This window comes from Sediminibacillus massiliensis, from assembly GCF_900156915.1.
Lineage (GTDB): Bacteria > Bacillota > Bacilli > Bacillales > Amphibacillaceae > Sediminibacillus_A > Sediminibacillus_A massiliensis.
Genome location: NZ_LT732535.1, coordinates 876,663 through 896,181 on the forward strand (window position 1 = coordinate 876,663; position 19,519 = coordinate 896,181).

At 40.5% G+C, this 19,519-nt stretch carries 17 protein-coding genes; 5 read left to right on the forward strand and 12 right to left on the reverse strand.

Translation table 11 applies throughout. The features are described 5' to 3' along the window. The first annotated feature begins 191 nt into the window (after positions 1 to 191). On the forward strand, positions 192 to 587 hold the full coding sequence (locus tag CZ434_RS05310) for a hypothetical protein (protein ID WP_077622160.1): 396 nt from the start codon (positions 192 to 194) through the stop codon (positions 585 to 587). 151 nt (positions 588 to 738) lie between these two features. Here the strand turns inward: CZ434_RS05310 and lpdA are convergent, their stop codons facing one another. The 5 genes from lpdA to CZ434_RS05335 all read right to left on the reverse strand — a co-directional run bounded on the left by lpdA (position 739) and on the right by CZ434_RS05335 (position 6,729). After that, positions 739 to 2,148, reverse strand: coding sequence for a dihydrolipoyl dehydrogenase (lpdA, locus tag CZ434_RS05315; protein WP_077622161.1), 1,410 nt, complete (start codon positions 2,146 to 2,148; stop codon positions 739 to 741). Between the two features lie 3 nt (positions 2,149 to 2,151). Beyond that, the gene (locus tag CZ434_RS05320; protein ID WP_077622162.1) at positions 2,152 to 3,441 is read right to left on the reverse strand and encodes a dihydrolipoamide acetyltransferase family protein; all 1,290 of its coding nucleotides are present in this window, start codon (positions 3,439 to 3,441) and stop codon (positions 2,152 to 2,154) included. A gap of 27 nt (positions 3,442 to 3,468) precedes the next feature. Beyond that, a complete protein-coding gene (locus CZ434_RS05325) occupies positions 3,469 to 4,446 on the reverse strand; it encodes an alpha-ketoacid dehydrogenase subunit beta (protein WP_077622163.1) in 978 nt (325 codons plus the stop codon). 3 nt (positions 4,447 to 4,449) lie between these two features. Further along, entirely contained in the window at positions 4,450 to 5,532 is a 1,083-nt protein-coding gene (gene pdhA, locus CZ434_RS05330; protein ID WP_077622164.1) for a pyruvate dehydrogenase (acetyl-transferring) E1 component subunit alpha, read from the reverse strand. Positions 5,533 to 6,042: 510 nt separating this feature from the next. Then, complete coding sequence (locus CZ434_RS05335) at positions 6,043 to 6,729, reverse strand: YkyA family protein (RefSeq protein ID WP_077622165.1); 687 nt, start codon at positions 6,727 to 6,729, stop codon at positions 6,043 to 6,045. Positions 6,730 to 6,953: 224 nt separating this feature from the next. On the opposite strand from CZ434_RS05335, the gene def reads away from it, so the two are divergent. The 3 genes from def (at position 6,954) to rnjA (ending at position 9,958) form a co-directional block, all read left to right on the forward strand. Continuing rightward, on the forward strand, positions 6,954 to 7,505 hold the full coding sequence (gene def, locus CZ434_RS05340; protein WP_077622166.1) for a peptide deformylase: 552 nt from the start codon (positions 6,954 to 6,956) through the stop codon (positions 7,503 to 7,505). A 572-nt stretch (positions 7,506 to 8,077) separates the two neighbouring features. Next, on the forward strand, positions 8,078 to 8,287 hold the full coding sequence (locus tag CZ434_RS05345) for a DNA-dependent RNA polymerase subunit epsilon (protein ID WP_077622167.1): 210 nt from the start codon (positions 8,078 to 8,080) through the stop codon (positions 8,285 to 8,287). Positions 8,288 to 8,290: 3 nt separating this feature from the next. Continuing rightward, positions 8,291 to 9,958: a ribonuclease J1 gene (rnjA, locus tag CZ434_RS05350; protein ID WP_077622168.1), complete on the forward strand. Its 1,668-nt coding sequence runs from the start codon at positions 8,291 to 8,293 to the stop codon at positions 9,956 to 9,958. Between the two features lie 42 nt (positions 9,959 to 10,000). Here the strand turns inward: rnjA and CZ434_RS05355 are convergent, their stop codons facing one another. From CZ434_RS05355 to CZ434_RS05390, 7 genes are all read right to left on the reverse strand, one after another. Next, positions 10,001 to 10,669, reverse strand: a complete 669-nt coding sequence (locus CZ434_RS05355; RefSeq protein ID WP_077622169.1) for a potassium channel family protein — start codon at positions 10,667 to 10,669, stop codon at positions 10,001 to 10,003. Positions 10,670 to 10,777: 108 nt separating this feature from the next. Beyond that, positions 10,778 to 11,791, reverse strand: coding sequence for a cytochrome d ubiquinol oxidase subunit II (locus CZ434_RS05360; RefSeq protein WP_077622170.1), 1,014 nt, complete (start codon positions 11,789 to 11,791; stop codon positions 10,778 to 10,780). Next, complete coding sequence (locus tag CZ434_RS05365; RefSeq protein WP_077622171.1) at positions 11,788 to 13,140, reverse strand: cytochrome ubiquinol oxidase subunit I; 1,353 nt, start codon at positions 13,138 to 13,140, stop codon at positions 11,788 to 11,790. The genes CZ434_RS05360 and CZ434_RS05365 overlap by 4 nt, the downstream gene beginning before the upstream one ends. A 314-nt stretch (positions 13,141 to 13,454) precedes the next feature. Continuing rightward, positions 13,455 to 15,290: an ABC transporter ATP-binding protein gene (locus CZ434_RS05375; RefSeq protein WP_077625077.1), complete on the reverse strand. Its 1,836-nt coding sequence runs from the start codon at positions 15,288 to 15,290 to the stop codon at positions 13,455 to 13,457. Between the two features lie 24 nt (positions 15,291 to 15,314). After that, positions 15,315 to 17,066, reverse strand: a complete 1,752-nt coding sequence (locus CZ434_RS05380; RefSeq protein WP_077622173.1) for an ABC transporter ATP-binding protein — start codon at positions 17,064 to 17,066, stop codon at positions 15,315 to 15,317. Between the two features lie 164 nt (positions 17,067 to 17,230). Next, positions 17,231 to 17,680 carry a TlpA family protein disulfide reductase gene (locus CZ434_RS05385; protein ID WP_077622174.1) on the reverse strand — a complete coding sequence of 150 codons (450 nt, stop codon included), beginning with the start codon at positions 17,678 to 17,680 and terminating at the stop codon, positions 17,231 to 17,233. Between the two features lie 91 nt (positions 17,681 to 17,771). After that, the gene (locus CZ434_RS05390; RefSeq protein WP_077622175.1) at positions 17,772 to 18,314 is read right to left on the reverse strand and encodes a peroxiredoxin; all 543 of its coding nucleotides are present in this window, start codon (positions 18,312 to 18,314) and stop codon (positions 17,772 to 17,774) included. A 366-nt stretch (positions 18,315 to 18,680) separates the two neighbouring features. Between CZ434_RS05390 and CZ434_RS05395 the strand changes: the two genes are divergently transcribed. Next, on the forward strand, positions 18,681 to 19,517 hold the full coding sequence (locus CZ434_RS05395; protein ID WP_077622176.1) for a mechanosensitive ion channel family protein: 837 nt from the start codon (positions 18,681 to 18,683) through the stop codon (positions 19,515 to 19,517). Positions 19,518 to 19,519 lie beyond the last annotated feature (2 nt).

Genomic DNA, 19,519 nt, shown 5'->3' on the forward strand with positions numbered 1-19,519 from the left:
AAACACCTCTTTTTGCTATTGCAGAAGAGGTGTTTTTAAATAGGAACTAATCCTACCGAGAATGCTAATCAAACTATTTTACAGTATTTTTCGCATATCACTCTCCTTTTTCATTTGTATAACATTTACGTAACATCGGCATATAATGACAAATTATTTGTTAGAATGTAAACAAATCTTGATAAAGGAAGGTGCCTCCTATCCATACAAAAAAATGGTTTCCATTTGTTTTCTTAGTCATGATTTTCTTTATCAGCAGCTGCAGTCATGAGAAACCTGTTGAAATTGTGGAATTCAGCCCAAGCGATTATAAGGTTCAATTCTTTTCAGATAAATCAGATCTTGAATTGGAAGATGAATACTTGAGTGCAATTCTTGATTTGAAAAATTCATACCCCTCTTTAATCAATAAAATAGAACTGAAGGAAACTTCAGTGTCAGCTATAAAAGCAGATTCAATCACCGAAACGCCTGCCCTGGTAATTACGAAGGATGGACAAACCATTACGAAACTTAGCGGACAGACTTCCAAATCCGATGTCCTTTCCGAATTAAAAAAAATAGTGGATGCAGAAAAAGCTTTGTAGGCAGCGCTACAAAGCTTTTCTTATTTCTATTTAACGCGATATCCCTTAGTCTTCTGGCAAGGCAGCCGGGTCATCAAAAAAGCTGTATCAGAAAGTCCTTTAGAGACTTCTGATACAGCTTTTTCCTATTTATCAAATATCTATTCTGTTATTACTTAGCAATGTGGATAGGAGTTCCCATGGCAACCTCTGCAGCTTCCATAACAATCTCTCCTAGAGTTGGATGGGCATGGATAGTAAGTGCTAAATCTTCCGCTGTCATACCAGCTTCCACAGCCAAGCCAATTTCAGCAATCATGTCACTGGCATTCGGGCCTGCAATCTGGCCACCAAGTACCAATCCATCTTCTTTTCTAGTAATCAACTTAACAAAACCATCGCTATCGTTCAGTGATAATGCTCGACCATTTGCAGCGAATGGGAATTTAGCAGCTGTTACTTCATAACCAGCATCTTTGGCACTTTGCTCGTCATGACCGACAGTAGCAAGTTCAGGTTCAGAGAAAACAACAGCTGGAATACCATTATAATCAATAGCTGCTTTTTCACCGCTGATCGCTTCAGCTGCAATCTTTCCTTCATAAGATGCTTTATGAGCCAATGGCGGTCCAGGTACGATATCACCGATAGCATAAATGTTCTCTACATTTGTGCGGCACTGCTCGTCAATTTTAATAATGCCTTTATCATCCATTTCGATTCCTACTTGCTCAAGGCCGATTTCTTCTGTGTTCGGACGGCGGCCAACAGTCACCAATACATAATCCGCTTCGATTTTTTCTTCTTTATCTTTCGCTTCATACGTAACAGTTACGCCACTATCAGTTTCTTCAACGCCTTTGGCCATGGCTTGAGTAACAACCTCTACACCTTTTTTCTTCAGGCGTCTTTTAACAAGGGAAGTCATTTGTTTTTCGAAACCACCCAAGATATCTTTCGTACCTTCGAGAATAGTTACTTGGGTGCCAAAGTTTGCATAGGCAGTACCCAGCTCAGTTCCGATATAACCTCCACCGATAACTACAAGCTTTTCAGGAATTTCTTCAAGGGCCAAAGCGCCTGTCGAATCAATTACCCTGTTGGAGTATTTGAAAGTTGGCAATTCAATAGGTCTTGAACCAGTAGCAATAATGCAATTATTGAATGTATAGGTTTGAGAGTTTTTCTCATCCATTACCCGAACAGTATTTTTATCGACAAAATAAACTTCACCTTTGACGATATCTACTTTGTTCGCTTTCAATAGTCCTTCAACACCTGTAGTAAGTTTGTTAACTACTCCGCCTTTCCATTCTTGGACTTTGGAAAAATCAACAGAAACATTTTCAGCTTTAATGCCCATGTCATCTTCCCCGTGTGCATACTCAACACGGTGTCCAGCCTGGATCAATGCTTTGGAAGGAATACATCCAACGTTCAAACAAACGCCGCCCAAATTTCCTTTATCGACAATTGTAACTTTTTGTCCAGTTTGCGCAGCGCGGATGGCGGCTACATAGCCGCCAGGTCCTGCACCAACAACAAGAGTGTCTAATTCAATTGGAAAATCTCCTACTACCATACTTTACGCCTCCATCATGATTAATTGTGGATCGTTCAACAAACGCTTGATCTGGTTCAATGCCATTTGTGCTGTTGCACCATCTACAATACGGTGGTCAAAGCTCAAGGATAGGGACAATACAGGAGCTACAACGATTTCTCCGTCACGAACTACCGGTTTTTCGGCAATTCGACCAATACCGAGAATTGCAGCTTCCGGATAGTTAAGAACCGGAGTAAACCACTGTCCACCTGCAGAACCGATGTTAGAAATAGTGCTTGAAGCACCCTTCATTTCATTCGGTCCTAGTTTACCATCTCTAGCTTTAACTGCCAATTCATTAATTTCTTGAGAAATAGCAAAGATAGATTTAGCATCTGCATTTTTCACGACAGGAACTAACAATCCTTTATCCGTATCAGCAGCAATACCGATATTATAGTAATGCTTTTGAACTATTTCATCTGTATTTTCATCGATAGATGCGTTCAAGATTGGATATTTTCTCAATGCAGAAACTAGAGCTTTAACTACATAAGGAAGATAAGTAAGTTTAATTTCCTGTTCAGCAGCAACAGCTTTGAATTTCTTACGATGAGCAACCAGCTCGGTTACGTCGACATCGTCGTGTAAAGTAACGTGTGGAGCTTTTGTTTTAGAATTCACCATTGCTTTCGCGATAGATTTGCGAATACCGCTCATTTTCTCGCGAGTTTCAGGGAATTCGCCGGCTGGTGCAGTTTGCTGAGTAGCAGCACTTTGTTCTTCAGGCTGTTGTTCAGTTTGTTCTTGCTGATCAGCTGTAGCAGTCTGCTGTCCACCGCCTAAATAACTGTCTACATCTTCTTTGACGATACGACCGTTTTTTCCGGAACCTTGGACCTTGCGGATGTCTACATCGTTGTCACGAGCGTATTTACGAACAGACGGCATAGCAATAATAGTGCCATTGTTTACTTCTTCGTCTGATCCTGTTTCTTCTTCCGTTTGCGTTTTTGCGGCAGGCTCGTTCTGGCTGCCTTCTTCCGCTGCAGGTTCAGAAGCTTCTTCCGTACTTTCTTCTGACTCATATCCTTCAGCATCGATAGAGATGATAACATCACCTACTACTGCCACAGTACCTTCTTCTACTTTCACATCTTTAACGGTTCCTTCTACAGGAGAAGGGATTTCTACTACCGCTTTATCATTTTGCACTTCACAAAGAACGTCGTCTTCTTTAATTTCGTCGCCTTCTTTGACGAACCATTTTACAATTTCACCTTCATGGATACCTTCACCGATATCCGGTAGCTTAAATTCAAAAGCCATAAATATTACCTCCCATCTCAGGTTCTATTAAAAGTTAACTACTTGATTTACTTTCTCTACGATGTCGTTGTAATTCGGCAACCAAACTTCTTCCGCTTGCGAGAATGCATAAACGGTATCAGGTGCAGTAACTCGAAGAACAGGCGCTTCCAAGTGCAGAATTGCTCTTTCCTGGATTTCAGCGATGATATGGGAAGCCATACCAGCTTGACGTTGAGCTTCTTGAACCACCACGACACGATTAGTCTTTTCCACAGATTTCAAAATTGTTTCCATGTCTATCGGCATAACAGTTCTTAAGTCGATTACCTCTGCCTGGATGCCGTTCTTTTCTAATTCTTCAGCTGCTTTCAGGGAAGAATGGACCATCGCACCGTATGCAATTAAAGTAACGTCGCTGCCTTCTCTCTTGATGTCTGCTTTACCAAGATCAATAGTATATTCTTCTTCAGGTACTTCCCCACGGAAAGAACGATAAAGTTTCATATGCTCAAGAAATACAACTGGATCATTATCACGAATGGAAGAAATCAACAATCCTTTCGCATCATATGGAGTAGAAGGAATGACCACTTTCATTCCCGGCTGTTGAGCAATCAACCCTTCTAATGAGTCTGCATGCAACTCAGGAGTGTGTACCCCTCCACCGAAAGGCGAACGGATAGTAATTGGTTGTTCAACCGTACCTCCTGATCTGTAACGCAATCGAGCCATCTGGCCATTGATTGCATCCATAGCCTCATAAACGAAGCCAAAGAACTGAATTTCGGGAACAGGACGGAACCCTTGCAAAGCAAGACCGATAGAAATTCCGCCAATACCTGACTCTGCAAGAGGGGTATCGAATACACGGTCTTCGCCAAACTCGGCTTGAAGCCCTTCAGTAGCACGGAAAACTCCACCGTTTTGTCCAACGTCTTCACCGTAGACAAGCACATTTTCGTCATTTTTAAGTTCTGTGCGCAAGGCATCAGTGATTGCTTGAATCATTGTCATTTGTGCCATGATTTACTTCGACTCCTTTTCTGTGTATTCTTCCAACTGTTCCTCTAAGTGAGCCGGAAGTACGTCATACATATTTTTAATAAGGTCTGTTACCTTTTGTTTTGGTTGTTCGTCTGCTTTTTTAATCGCAGCTTTGATTTCTTCTTTAGCTTGCTCGATCACTTTGTTTTCTTCCTCTTCTGACCACAGGCCTTTTTTCTCAAGGAAAGTACGGAAACGAACAAGCGGGTCTCTTTTTTCCCATTCGTTATCCATGTTGTCTGTACGATAACGGGTAGGATCATCTCCAGCCATTGTGTGTGGACCGTAACGATAAGTCAAAGTTTCGATCAGTGTAGGACCTTCTCCATCTACAGCGCGTTGTCTTGCTTCTTTAGTTGCAGCATATACTGCCAGCACATCCATACCGTCTACTTGTACGCCTTCAATTCCAGCAGCTACTGCTTTTTGCGCCAATGTCTTAGCTGCAGTTTGTTTTTCTACTGGTACTGAAATAGCAAATTGGTTGTTTTGCACAACAAAAATCGCCGGCGCCTGGTATGCCCCTGCAAAGTTAATACCCTCATAGAAATCACCTTGGGAAGTACCACCGTCACCTGTATATGTTATAGCTACGGACTTTTTGCCACGGCGTTTCATACCAAGAGCCACTCCTGCAGCCTGAGTATATTGAGCTCCGATGATAATTTGCGGACTTAGGGCATTGACCCCTTCAGGCATTTGGTTGCCGTGATAATGTCCTCTGGAAAATAAGAAAGCTTGATATAGTGGCAGGCCATGCCAGATCAATTGTGGTACATCACGGTATGCGGGAAGAATGAAATCTTCTTTCTCCAAAGCAAACTGTGTTCCCAGCTGGGAAGCTTCTTGTCCTGCAGTAGGAGCGTAGAAACCTAGTCTTCCTTGACGATTCAACGCGATTGAACGCTGATCCAAGATACGAGTATAAACCATCCGTTGCATTAGTTCCTTCAATTCTTCATCTGATAAATCAGGCATAGCATTTTCATTGATAATCTCGCCATCTTCATTCAGAATTTGAAACGTTTCAAATTGATTTTCGATATTTTCTAAAGTACGTTTCAAAATGACTCACCTCTTCCTTTCTCTTATCCTTTAAATTTTCCCGTAACTACGGGTAGGTTAGTAAGACTGAGTTTTGATAAGCCGAGCTTCTAGTCCGAATAAGGACTATCAGCCGTACGCAGCGGGAATTTTCCCTTTACCGTTTTAGCCTTCCCAAAAGATGAAAAAATCTGTACCATAATATAAAATACAATACCCTGTATGTATTTTTTTAATCTTGATCACTAGTAGCAAGAAACTGTTACATTTATATACATCAATTTGACTGGTACAATTTTCACTCTGATATTAGTTTAGCTCATCCATTTCCCATGGTCAAACACTTTAACCTGTATTTTTATTTATTTTTATCAAAAACTTTCATGGTTTCCTATATAAATAACTTTTTCTCAAGCCGTCTACAACCACCCTGTTTCATTTGAAACAGAGAACTGTATTAATGAATGGTTGACGACCCGCCTTAATTCCCAACAAAAAAAACTTCCCTTTAAATGGAAGTTTTTTTGTTGATTATTCTTCGGTTTCGCCCGATTCAGTTGCTTCGTCATACTCGACATCTATACCTGCTGCTTCATAAAACGATTGTTTCAATTGATTATATTGTTCCGTATAGTCGTTGAAGCTCTGGTTTGCCGAAATCACTTCGTCATATTGATTGTTGATCGTATCAATCTGCTTTCTCAATTCTTCCTCTTTCAGTTCTTGATTTTGGAGTAATTCGTATAAGGTTCTGTCTTGTTCAAGGGCGGAAGTGTAAGATTCATTCAAATCCTGATATGCTTGGTAACGATCATTCATAGTTGAGACCATTTCTTCCGCTTTCCCCTTGACCTCTTCTTCTTCCAGCTCGTCAACCATTTCTGCCGCTTTATCAAATTCCTCTTTGGCATCTTCAATGCTTTGCTTCTCTGTTTTCAGCTTCTCTTCGCGCTCATCGATAATACTTATTGCTTCTTGGGATAATTCTTCGACCTGATCGAATTCTTCCATTCCCAGGTTAATAATTTCATTATAAATTTCTTTCTCCCGTTGTTCCAATTCAACCAGGGGCTGCTGTTGTTCAGCAAAGGCCTCCTCCAAAGCGACAGCTTCTTCCAGATGCTCATACATTTGCTCAGAAGTCGATTGATTATTGCAAGCAGCCAGCACAAGTAAGAAAACTGCAGATATGTATGCAAATACTCTCTTTCCCAACACTTCTCCTCCTAACTCTTGATGGGTACCTTGTTTATGTATAAAATATGTACGATTACAATAATATAACAATTTTCGCAGATAATAAAGGATTTTCCAAGCTTTATACAACCGTTTTCTTTATAGGAAATTCCGGACTGAGAAGTGCTTGTGTTTAACGCAACAATTGAAGGAAGTTCTGTGTTAAACTTATATCAGTAAAAGAAGGCTTATAGGAGTGAAGAAGAATGATCACCATGAAAGATATCGTACGGGAAGGAAACCCAATTCTAAATAAAGTAGCCGAGGAGGTACCACTACCTGCATCGGCATCTGATAAAGAGACACTTGAAGAAATGCTTCAATACTTGAAAAACAGCCAAGATGAGGAAGTGTCTTCTAAATACGGATTAAGACCTGGAGTCGGCCTTGCTGCTCCACAAATCGGATTGTCCAAACGTATGATTGCCGTACATTTCGATGATCTGGATGACAAACATTACAGTTACGGTCTGTTTAACCCGAAAATTGTCAGCCATTCCGTTGAAAAAGCATATCTGTCATCTGGAGAAGGATGCCTTTCAGTAGACAGGGAAATTCCAGGTTATGTCCCAAGATATGCGAGAATAACTGTTAAGGCTGTCGACTTGGACGGTAATGAAGTGAAATTACGCTTGCGAGGTTATGCAGCAATCGTGTTCCAACATGAAATAGACCATCTGAACGGTGTTATGTTTTATGATTATATTAATCCGGAAAATCCGTTTGAAGCACCTGAAAACGCAAAACCAATCGAATAAATCGAGCAAAACACTGGCCGGAATGATTTCCGGCCAGTGTTTTTTCTTCCTATATATTATTGACTCCCACAATTCATTGACAGACCGGTCACTGGTCATGTAGCGGCCGATATCGTAAATCCTTTTATGGCTGCCCGACTATTCAGCCCTCCCTTGCCTGTGACTGCATAAGCAGCCCCATTCAGAAAAAACTACTACGAAAGCAGACGAAAAAGACTTACAAGATGGCACCTGATGGATTTTTTTCTATATAAAAGTGTGTTTCTATTTCAATATTTGCCAATTCATACTATACTATTAAGTAATAGGGATTGGATCGGATCGGTAAAAACGTTTTTGTTGCTTTGCTTTTTGTATAAGGAAAGGAGCTGTAAGCAATAATGTTAAAACGTTTGAGGGAAAAATTAAAGAAAAGATGGAAAGGTCTATTGGGACGCAAAGGTGTGCCCAGCACTTTTCGAAAATAAGATTGTCGTTGACCCATTACCGCGAATTGAACCACTAAATGCTGATAATAAATTTGCTATATAGGAAAAAAAACTGTAATAAAGAACATAAGGAGAGATATAGAAATGGTTTATAAAGTACTATATCAGGAACTCCCATACGAAGTTCCTGTAAGAGAAAGAACAAAAAGTTTATATTTTGAAGCTGAATCAGAAAGAGAAGTACGCAAAGAGCTTTCCAATCGCAATATCAACATCGAGTTTATCCAGTTACTTGATGCAGCACATTTAGACTACGAAAAAGAGTCGGAAGACTTCCAAGTGGAGAATCTATAATCGATGAAATTTGTTAAAAACGACCAAACAGCTGTCTTTGCACTCGGCGGCTTAGGTGAAATTGGCAAAAACATGTATGGCGTACAGTTCCAGGATGAGATTGTTCTTATAGATTCAGGAATCAAATTTCCTGAAGACGAACTTCTTGGAATTGATTATGTCATCCCAGACTACACCTACCTGGTGCAAAATCAAGATAAAATCAAAGGGCTGTTCATCACTCATGGACACGAAGACCATATTGGAGGCATCCCTTATCTCCTAAAACAAATAAATGTGCCTATCTATGCTGGAAAACTTGCGATTGGACTAATTAAAAACAAATTGGATGAACACGGACTTTTACGAAATGCTAAGCTTAACACATTTCAAGAAGACGATATAATTAAATTCAGAAAAACTTCAGTTACTTTTTTCCGTACCACACATAGCATTCCAGATTCCTATGGAATAGTAGTCAAAACACCTCCTGGAAACATCGTCCATACCGGGGACTTCAAATTTGATTTCACCCCGGTCGGTGAACCGGCAAATTTAGCCAAAATGGCTGAAATCGGTAAAGAAGGAGTTTTATGTTTATTATCAGACAGCACAAATAGTGAAGTTCCGGGATTTACTATGTCCGAACGCGTTGTAGGTGAAAGCATTAACGATATATTCAGCCGTACTAACGGCAGGCTGATATTTGCGACTTTCGCTTCCAATATCCATCGACTTCAGCAGGTTGTGGAATCAGCGGTAAGACATAATCGAAAAGTTGCGGTATTCGGAAGAAGCATGGAAGCGGCAATCACAATCGGTCAGGAGTTAGGTTATATACAAGCTCCTAAAGATACGTTTATCGATGCTCACCAACTAAACAGGTTACCTGCCAACGAAGTTACAATTCTTTGTACTGGCTCCCAAGGAGAACCAATGGCCGCTTTATCAAGGGTAGCTAACGGAACCCATAGACAAATCCAGATAATGCCTGGCGATACGGTAGTATTTTCTTCTTCACCAATCCCTGGAAATACCGTAAGCGTCAGCAGAACCATCAATATGTTATATCGAGCTGGTGCGGAAGTCATTCATGGCCCTCTAAATGACATCCATACTTCCGGTCATGGTAGTCAGCAAGAGCAAATGCTCATGCTTCGATTAATCCAGCCGAAGTATTTCATGGCTATACATGGAGAATACCGGATGCTTAAAGAGCATACAAAATTGGCCAATGCTTGTGATATCGATCCAGGTAATTGTTTTGTAATGGATAATGGCGATGTACTTGCCCTTGGCAAAGACAGTGCTTCGATTGCTGGTAAAATCCCGTCCGGTTCTATATATGTGGATGGAAGCGGCATTGGCGACATCGGTAATATCGTTTTGAGAGACCGTCGCATTTTGTCCGAAGAAGGACTTGTTATTGTAGTAGTAAGCATTGATATGAAAGAATTCAAGATAGCTTCTGGACCAGATATCATTTCAAGAGGCTTCGTATATATGAGAGAATCAGAAGACTTGATCAAGGAAGCTCAAAAAATGGTTTCCGGCCATTTAAACAAAGTAATGGAAAGAAGAACAACACAATGGTCCGAAATCAAAAATGAAATCACCGATACAATCGCTCCGTTCCTATATGAAAAAACAAAACGGAGACCGATGATCCTTCCAATAATCATGGAAGTATAAAAAAAACCGCCCTTCACAGGGCGGTTTTTTTATAGCATATTTTTAATCATCCTCAACTACCAATTGCTTTTCAAACCGCGATATATCTTTATCCGCGCCGATGACAATTAAAATATCTTCAGAACTCAACCTTTCATCTGCCATCGGAGAAACGTTTATCTCTTTAGCTTGTCTGATGGCAACCACGTTGCAGCCAAACTGGGCCCGGATATCCAATTCTTGCAATGTTCTGCCGCTCATCTTCCTTCCGGCCTTCACTTCAGCAATACTGTGGTCTTCCGATAATTCCAAGTGATCGAGTATATTATTGGAGATGATACTATGTGCAATCCTTTTTCCCATGTCTCTTTCGGGATGGACTACTTGATCGGCTCCCATCTTATTCAGAATTTTGGCATGATAATCATTTTGTGCTTTTACAGTGATTCTTTTGACCCCTAGTTCTTTCAGCATCAGCGTGGTCAGGATACTCGATTGGATATTGTCTCCGATTGCTACAATTACATGGTCAATATTTCTGATTCCCAATTCTTTCAACACTTTCTCATCGGTTGTATCTGCAATCACAGCATGTGAAGCGACATCTTTATATTCGTTTACTTTATCTTCTTCCAAATCAATAGCAAGTACATTCATACCTTCACTGCTTAATTCCCGGCATATGCTACCGCCGAAGCGTCCAAGTCCGATTACAGCAAAATCTCGTTTCATGATATTTCCTCCATCTACGATAAATCTTTCCTACCCGGATTTTAGTTACCGAGTTACAATTTCCATGATTAGTCTAACACATTTTGAATATAAATAGCGTGAAATGTCTCACTTTTTTCCTTTGACATAATCAGCATCGAACAAGAACATTTTCATTAACAAATATAATGAAGGAATTAACAGACAAAGACCTAGGATGAAACTTATTACCAAGGCTAACCCCATCGTTTCATGTGTGGCGCCTTCTTGAATCGTTACATATGGATATAATAAATATGGTAAATGTCCTGCTCCGTATCCAAAAAAGGCGAAAAAGAATTGGAACATAACAAATATAAATGCGGCGCCATAGTGTCTCTCTTGATAAATCAGCCATATTGCAACAGAAAAACAAGCCAAGGAGAGACCGAACATCCACCATAAATCAATTAAGTTTTGATAGTGTTCCATATTATGCTGACTTAATGCTATGAACGCTGTTAAACTGGCAATCATCGTAGGAAAACTCCAGATTAAGGCGTAAGACCTTAGCAGACGAAGTGCTGGTTGATCATCTGCTCGATCAGCATAATATGTCAAAAAGGCCGCACTGATAAATAACACAGAAACGATTGCCAGGAAAACAACACTCCATGAAAACGGACTTGTCAGCAATTTAGAAGTCATCAGCGATACATTGTCCTCCTTTACTTGAATAAATCCCCCCTCCGAGATGGTGAGTGCAGTTGAAAGCGAAGCAGGTATGAGGAGACCTGTAGCACCGTATAAAAACATATAAACGGGACTCTTTTTCGATCCATAGTTTTCAAATGCATAAAAAGAGCCTCTTATTGCTATCAAAACGATTGCAATACTGCCAGGTATCAATAAGGTTTGACCATAATAAAAAGCTGTATCAGGAAAGAAACCAACAAGCCCTACAAAGAAAAAAACAAAAAACACATTGGTAACTTCCCAAACCGGCGATAAATATCTGGAGATCAGTTGATTAACAATATGATCCTTTTTTGTTTGTTTCGCATAATAAGCAAAGAAACCTGCTCCGAAATCTACGGAGGCAACAATCAGGTAACCATATAGGAATAACCAGAGTACTATAATTCCGGCCATTTCATAACTCATTTGAAATCATCCTTTTTAGAGATATTCGGATATCGCTTTTCCAGTTCCAATTCGGCTGGATTATCTTTGAACAGTTTTCTTAGAACTCCTACCCCCATCACACCAAGAATCAGATAAAGTGTTAAGAATAAAAGAAACATCCAGCCAACATTGGGAGATGTTGTAGCTGCTTCGGCGACTTTCATGTAACCTCTCAAAATCCAAGGCTGTCTGCCAACTTCCGCGAGTATCCACCCTAATTCAATGGCAAGCATTGCGAGCGGGCCATTGAGGAAAATCAGCCAAAGCAATAGTCTGTTTTCTTCATTCCATTTCCGGATTCTCTCAAAAAGAAGGTAAAGCATAGAGATTCCCAACGCAAACATACCTATCATTACCATCCCATCAAACAAATAATGGATCCATAATGGAGGTGTTACATCCTTTTTAAATTCCTCAAGTCCAATTACTTCACTATTGAAGTCACCATGGGATAAAAAACTTAGAAACTTTGGAAATCTGATTGCATTTTCCACTTCGTTATTTTCATTCAAGGTTCCGAAGAAAATCAAGTCAGCACCTGCTTCTGTCTCGAAATGCCATTCATATGCCGCCAATTTCTCAGGCTGGTTGTTGGCGAGATATTTTGCAGATACATCTCCGGCAACAGCGGTTAACAAAGCAAAAATCAAAGTTGCCGTCATCGATAGCTTCAACGCTTTTTTGTGATATGGACTCGACTGTTTTTTCAGAATGGTAAACGCCGTAATGGCGGCCAATATTGCTGCACCTGTCAACCAGGCAGACGACACCACATGAAACACTTTCGCAGGGGTCGCTGGATTAAAAAAAGCTGCTATTGGATCGATTGCTGTTATCGTACGTCCCTCCAGTGTAAAACCCTGAGGAGCATTCATAAAAGCATTCACCACCGTAATGAACACTGCTGACAATGTAGCTCCTGCTACTACAGGTATAGATAATAACCAGTGGGTGTACGGATTTTTAAATCGATCCCAAGTATATAAATAGGCACCGAGAAATATTGCTTCGAAAAAGAAGGCAAAAGTCTCCAAAAATAAAGGCAGGCTGATAACATTACCGGCTATTTGCATAAAGGAGGGCCACAATAAGGAGAGCTGAAGTCCGATTGCCGTGCCGGTCACAACTCCAATTGCAACGGTTATGACGAAACCTCTCGCCCATCTTCTTGCAAGCAGCAGGTAGTGGGGATCCTGCTTTTTTATACCGATTAGTTCTGCCAATGAAATCATGAAGGGCACCCCAACACCGATCGTGGCAAAAATTATATGGAAGCCTAACGTCAAAGACGTCAACGCCCTGCTCATCATGACGCTGTCTTCAAACATCGATTATCACCTCAAATAAAGTATGTATTCAGTAAAAAGAGCAAGATTTCCAGCCTCAAGGTTTAGCGCGCTGCATATTGCCAGAGTGATAGCCAAACCAAGCGGGGAATCATATCTTTCCGCCTTATTTGCCTTAAATTTACCGCGGAAGTATGAATCTTGCCGGAAAAATAAAAACCTGCTTATTCCCAATATCCTTTCTCTTTAAGCTATAAACATTTCGAATAATATTTCTTTGTATAGATCGAGCAAAAAAATTAACGCATACAAAAAAATAGACCCGGCCGGAACAGCCATGGGTCTATTTTTGTATTCTATAAATCATTCAGCATTTGAAATTGAGACTTCACCAAGTCAAAATACTCTCCCCGTTTATCCATTAATTCGCGGTGATTGCCCTGTTCAAGAATCTTTCCGTGTTCGAGGACTATGATGTTATCGGCTTCCCGTATAGTAGACAATCTGTGGGCAATCATGATGGCTGTACGTCCTTTTAACAGCTTTTTCAAAGCTTGTTGAATTTTCACTTCTGTCTCTGTATCAATACTTGCAGTCGCTTCATCTAATATTAATATTCTCGGATCTGCCAACAATGCCCTCGCAAAAGATAACAGTTGTCTTTCACCGGCAGAAAGGATATTACCTCTTTCTTCAACTTCCGTTTCATAACCATCAGCCAAGCGCTTGATAAAATCTTCCGCTCCCACTACCCTTGCAGCTTGATATACTTCCTCCTCACTTGCATCAGGCCGGCCGAATCGGATGTTTTCCAGAATTGTTCCGGAAAAAATGAACGTATCCTGCAGTACTACGCTGATATTTTGCCGGAGGCTATCCAACTTTATATCTTTTAAGTCATGGCCGTCTATTCGTACGGCCCCCTTGGTCGGGTCGTAAAAACGACTGATTAGATTCGCTATCGTCGATTTTCCAGATCCAGTATGACCTACAAGAGCCACTGTTTCACCCGGCTTCATTTCAAGAGATATTTCATGTAATGCAATTCTATCTTCATCATAGGAGAACTGTACACGGTCAAATTCAATATGCCCTTTCATGTCCTTTAATTCAATCGCTTCCTTCTTCTCTACAACATTCGGCCTTTCATCCAAAAATTCGAATATTCGTTCCGAAGAAGCCATAGCTACCAATAACTGATTATATATTTGACCCAATCGGGATATTGGTTCCCAGAACATCCCCAGGAAAAAAGCAAACGAGACGAAGTCCCCGATAGCAATTCCACCGTTGGTCTCCCCCATTAAAAGCAAGTGGGCACCATAGGAGATGAGGATGACTGTACCAATAGCATTACTCATTTCGACGAACGGCCCGAAATAGGCACTTTTCTTAGTTGCCAGCCTTTCACTTTCAAAGTTGTCTTTGTTCACCCCGTCGAAGAACTCGGTGTTTTCTGTTTCTTGAGAAAAGGATTGTGTGATGCGGATGCCTTGCATACTTTCATTAAGATGCGAATTCAATCTGGATTTTTGAATCCTGACTTCTTGCCAGGACCTCCGTATATTCCTTCTCAGTCTTGTTGAAATATAAAACATTAACGGCAGGATGATCAATACAGCCAAAGCAAGTTTTGGACTCAGCACGAAAAGGATTACCACGATACCCAGCAGCATGACGGTATCCATCAACAAATTGATAATACCGTTAGTAAATAGTTCCTGGAGCGAATTAACGTCATTCAGGATTCTTACCAGAATGGATCCTGCCGACCGTTTATCGAAGAAATTGTGCGAAAGGTACTGCACATGGGAAAACAACTTCTTTCTTAAATCATAGATGACGTTTTGACCCAGTATATTTACCCACTTGATCCGGAACGTATTCCCTATATAACTGATTAAGTACAAGAGTGCAATCCCCAAAACCAAATAAGTAAGAAAACCAACATCTCCATTTTTAATTGCTACATCGATTGCTACCTTCCCTATTAAAATCGGTACTGCAAGACGAACCGCGGTAGAAATAAACATAGCGATGATCGCCCCGGGCACGAGGGTTTTTGCGTACGGCTTCAAGTACGTAAGCAACCTGGCCATCTGTTGCCAGTTAAAAGGCTTCTCTACAGCTCGGTCAAGGGGATAATAAAATCGCTTTAAGTGTCTGCTGCTATTATTGGATCCACTTGTCATATTCTTAGCCAAATTTTTCCCTCCTTATTTAGAAGCACTCATAATTTCTTCTTTATCCTGATATTGAATATCATAGATGCGCTGGTATGGGCCGCCATTGATCAGTAGTTCCTCGTGCCGCCCGCGCTCTACAATTTCCCCATCTTCAAGAACAAGTATCTCATCAGCGTGTTTAATAGACGAAATACGGTGAGCAATGATAAAAGTTGTCCTGTCTTTCATTACTTCTTTAAGCGCTTTTTGAATTTTGAATTCAGTTTCCATATCGACAGCAGACGTGGCATCGTCCAGAATTAGTATGCTTGGGTCGATGAGAATAGACCGCGCGATTGCAATTCTTTGTTTTTGTCCTCCAGACAGCCCCATTCCCCTTTCGCCGAGCATGGTGTCATATCCGTTCGGCATTTCCATGATAAAATCGTGCGCCTGTGCTCTCTTGGCTGCATCGATGATTTGTTCCATATCTGCAGCCGGGTTTCCGTATGCAATATTCTCTTTTATGCTTGTAGAAAACAGGAAGGACTCTTGCAGAACATAACCTATATTGCGGCGCAATGTCTTTAAATCATACTCTCTCGTATTGATCCCATCTACCAATACTTCGCCGGTTTCTGGTTCATAAAACCTGGAAATCAGCTGAGTGATACTCGTCTTTCCAGCACCAGTCGCACCCATTAAGCCTATCACTTTGCCAGGAGGGGCGTCGAAAGAAATATTTTTCAAGGCAGTATCATCTTCTTCTGCGTAAGTGAGGGTAACATCATTGAAGGTAACATGCCCTTTCAAACGGTCCATTTTTATCGGACAGTCCTGCTCGACTATATCTTCTTCCGCCTCCAAAATTTCCAACAGACGTTCACCGGATGCTTTCGCCTGGGAAAACATGTTGACGATGAACCCCAAATGCATTAGAGGTCCGAGTATATAACTTACCAAACTGAAAAAGGCTACCAATGCCCCTAAGCTGAGGTTGCCATTTACTACGAGGTACCCACCATATGCCAACAGGGCCACCATACATACGTTGCCGATGAACTCCATCAAGGGAAAATACCTTGCCCAAATATTGGAGGTCGCAATATAATTGTCTTTATAATTTACATTGTTGCTGGTGAATCTTTCAATTTCAAAGCCCTCTTTTGATAATGATTTGACTGTGTTCATACCACTGACATTTTCTTGTATCCTGGTGTTTAATTTCCCTAAAGACTTTCTGATCTTTCTGAATGAAGGATGGACCCGTTGGTCAAACTTATAGACTACAACACCCAAAAATGGCATGGCAGCCATAGTTACCAGAGCAAGCGGTATAGAGTAATAAAACATTACACTTAAACTGAAAACGATTAAGAGAACCACTTTTATCAATTCTTTGAGTCCGGCCGCCAAAAAGAATTTAAAACCTTCTACATCCATTGTCAGCCGTGACATCAAATCTCCTGTTCGCGCATTGTCATAATAAGTAAATGATAAACGTTGCAGCTTTTTGTACAAACCGTCCCTCAATGTGTACACAGAGTTAACCCCAAATAAGTCCCCCATATACTGCTGAAGAAAATTGGCAACACCTTTTACCAGCATAATCAGAATGAACCCTGCTGATAAATACGGAATCAAGTTGTATTGCTCGCCTAAAACTACATCATCAATGGTAATCTTCAGTATGATCGGATAGGTGAGTGTAATCGCTGTCACTAACATTACAAAAAACAGAGAAGTAAAAAAATACTTTCTAAAAGGCCAATAATATTGCTTCAATTTCTTGAATGTTTCCATCTGTTCCCCTCCCTCTAACAATTTGTCACGTATTTATAAATATATCGGGTTCCGAAATAAATTTCCACCCTTTCGACTTAATTTTTTAAAAATTTTGATACCTGTTTTTGCACATAAGAAAACCCCCTGTATTTGGATCGACAGGGGGTTCACAATCGGATAACTTATTTCACATTTTTACCAAGGACACGATTCACGCGTTTACGCAGCATTTTCATGCCTCCTCCGCCAGCTTGGAAATGGCGGAGATTTCCTTCTTCGTCGAATACATAATAGGCAGGTACATATTTATTTTCAAAGGCATCTGTCAATGCGTGCTTATTATCAACAAAGATGGATTGGGAAATTCCATGTTCTTCAGCGACCTCTTTTATCTTATCTAAGTCCAGGTCTTTTTCTGAACGCGGCATATGGACTGCAACTACATTCAACTCATCCTTATACTCGTCACGGAATTCATTCACGTTCGGCATCGCTTCCTTACAAAGACCACAGCTTACAGACCAAAAATGGATTAATGTAGGTTTGTCACCTACTAAGTCTGTCTTTGTAACTTCTCCATTCAGCCACTCAGTAGCGCCATCCAATTCTGGCATTGGTTCTCTTAGTTTCATTACGGTTCCTCCTTTAGCAGTAGGCTATTCGTTTTTTATCGCTTATAAGGTAAAAAAGGTCTAACACCGGGTGTTAGACCCTCTTTCTTTATTATAAAGTTTCTTGGCCTGGCTTCCAGTCTGCCGGGCAAAGTCCGCCGGTTTGCAATGCTTGCAGGACGCGAAGAGTTTCATCAACGTCACGGCCGATGTTGTTGTGGTTAACAACTTGATATTGAAGTTCACCTTCAGGATTGATGATGAACAAGCCTCGTAATGCAACGCCTTCTTCTTCAATCAACACACCATACTCTTTTGCAACTTTATGGTTTGTATCAGCGGCTAATGAATACTCAAGATCTCCCAATCCATTTTCATCACGAGAAGTGTTAATCCAAGCTAGATGTGTATGGATCGTATCGGTGGATACACCGATTACTTCTGCATCAAGATCTTCGAATTCATCGAAGCGGTCAGACATAGCAGTGATCTCAGTAGGACAAACAAATGTAAAGTCCATAGGATAGAAGAAAAGAACTGTCCATTTGTCATTCTTCATATTTTCTTCCAATGATACCTTGCCGAATTCTTTGTTTGAAAGCACTGCTTCCATTTCAAAACGAGGAGCTTGTTTACCAACCATACGTTCTGCCATTATAAATCCCTCCATAAAATCCATGTATTATATAGCAGGCCCATTCTTCACCATTAATTATCTTCTACCTCTTCTATGTAGAAACTACTGTTATTTAAGATATTTGTAAAAATCGCACATTAATGCAATTTGTCGAATGATGATGTCGAAACCCGCTAATTTTGATTACAGAACACATTATATAGGACCACGTAAAAACAGTCAAAAATTTAAATCGCGTTAGTTAAACTAATCAAATAAAGGAACATGAACCTTCTCCACCTACCTTGTATGCTAATCCTTTCCTGTTAAATCAAAAGTAGATATAATTTGATTCTTCAATTCTTTTTTTTTATCCTTAAGATTGAATATGAAAGGAGAAATAAAATGAGTTTATTCGAAAATTGGGATTTTGGTGAAACAATGGAATTGGTCCTCTATTCCGGGTTGCAAATCATTTTATTGATTATTGCATTCATGATTATTTCACCAATCGGGAAAAAGGTCATATCTAAGACCTTGTCTGGAGCCGGAAGCAGACAGAAGATTTCAGAAGGCAGAGCCAGAACATTGGAAAAATTGTTGTTAAACATATACTCGTATGTATTGATTTTTCTTTTCATTGTGATGGTATTCGGTATTTTCGAAATTCCGATTGGCCCTCTTCTTGCCGGTGCAGGCGTAGTAGGGCTTGCCATTGGTTTTGGAGCTCAAGGACTTGTCAGTGATGTAGTAACCGGCTTTTTCCTTCTACTGGAAAAACAAGTGGAAGTGGATGAATATGTAACAGCTGGCGGTTATGATGGCATAGTGGAAGAAATCGGTCTGCGCACCACGAAAATAAGAAGTTTTGATGGGACCTTGAATTTTGTACCTAATCGAGAAATTGTCGGTGTCAGCAACCATTCAAGAGGGACTATGAGAGCTATGGTCGATATCGGAATAAGCTATGATGACAGCATCGATGAAGCAATGGCGGTTCTTCAACGTATATGCGATGAGTACAAAGAGAATGATGAACGCTTTAAGGAAGGACCTGATGTACTTGGCGTTCAAAGCATCGGATCCTCGGATATTGTGTTGAGAATTCTCGGTCAAACAGAAAACATGGAGCAGTGGGGTGCGGAAAGAGATTTAAGAAAACGTATAAAAGAAGAGTTCGACGCAGCCGGCATTGATATTCCTTACCCACACCAGGTAAATATAAAAAAAGAAACGAATTAGAA

Excerpts from the sequence above, each read along its gene's own strand:
- CZ434_RS05395 (WP_077622176.1), top strand. The coding sequence starts at position 18,681 with ATGAGTTTATTCGAAAATTGGGATTTTGGTGAAACAATGGAATTGGTC.
- lpdA (WP_077622161.1), bottom strand. The coding sequence starts at position 2,148 with ATGGTAGTAGGAGATTTTCCAATTGAATTAGACACTCTTGTTGTTGGT.
- rnjA (WP_077622168.1), top strand. The coding sequence starts at position 8,291 with ATGAAATTTGTTAAAAACGACCAAACAGCTGTCTTTGCACTCGGCGGC.
- CZ434_RS05320 (WP_077622162.1), bottom strand. The coding sequence starts at position 3,441 with ATGGCTTTTGAATTTAAGCTACCGGATATCGGTGAAGGTATCCATGAA.
- def (WP_077622166.1), top strand. The coding sequence starts at position 6,954 with ATGATCACCATGAAAGATATCGTACGGGAAGGAAACCCAATTCTAAAT.
- CZ434_RS05385 (WP_077622174.1), bottom strand. The coding sequence starts at position 17,680 with ATGAAACTAAGAGAACCAATGCCAGAATTGGATGGCGCTACTGAGTGG.
- CZ434_RS05345 (WP_077622167.1), top strand. The coding sequence starts at position 8,078 with ATGGTTTATAAAGTACTATATCAGGAACTCCCATACGAAGTTCCTGTA.
- CZ434_RS05390 (WP_077622175.1), bottom strand. The coding sequence starts at position 18,314 with ATGGCAGAACGTATGGTTGGTAAACAAGCTCCTCGTTTTGAAATGGAA.
- CZ434_RS05380 (WP_077622173.1), bottom strand. The coding sequence starts at position 17,066 with ATGGAAACATTCAAGAAATTGAAGCAATATTATTGGCCTTTTAGAAAG.
- CZ434_RS05365 (WP_077622171.1), bottom strand. The coding sequence starts at position 13,140 with ATGTTTGAAGACAGCGTCATGATGAGCAGGGCGTTGACGTCTTTGACG.
- CZ434_RS05375 (WP_077625077.1), bottom strand. The coding sequence starts at position 15,290 with ATGACAAGTGGATCCAATAATAGCAGCAGACACTTAAAGCGATTTTAT.
- CZ434_RS05360 (WP_077622170.1), bottom strand. The coding sequence starts at position 11,791 with ATGAGTTATGAAATGGCCGGAATTATAGTACTCTGGTTATTCCTATAT.
- CZ434_RS05325 (WP_077622163.1), bottom strand. The coding sequence starts at position 4,446 with ATGGCACAAATGACAATGATTCAAGCAATCACTGATGCCTTGCGCACA.
- CZ434_RS05355 (WP_077622169.1), bottom strand. The coding sequence starts at position 10,669 with ATGAAACGAGATTTTGCTGTAATCGGACTTGGACGCTTCGGCGGTAGC.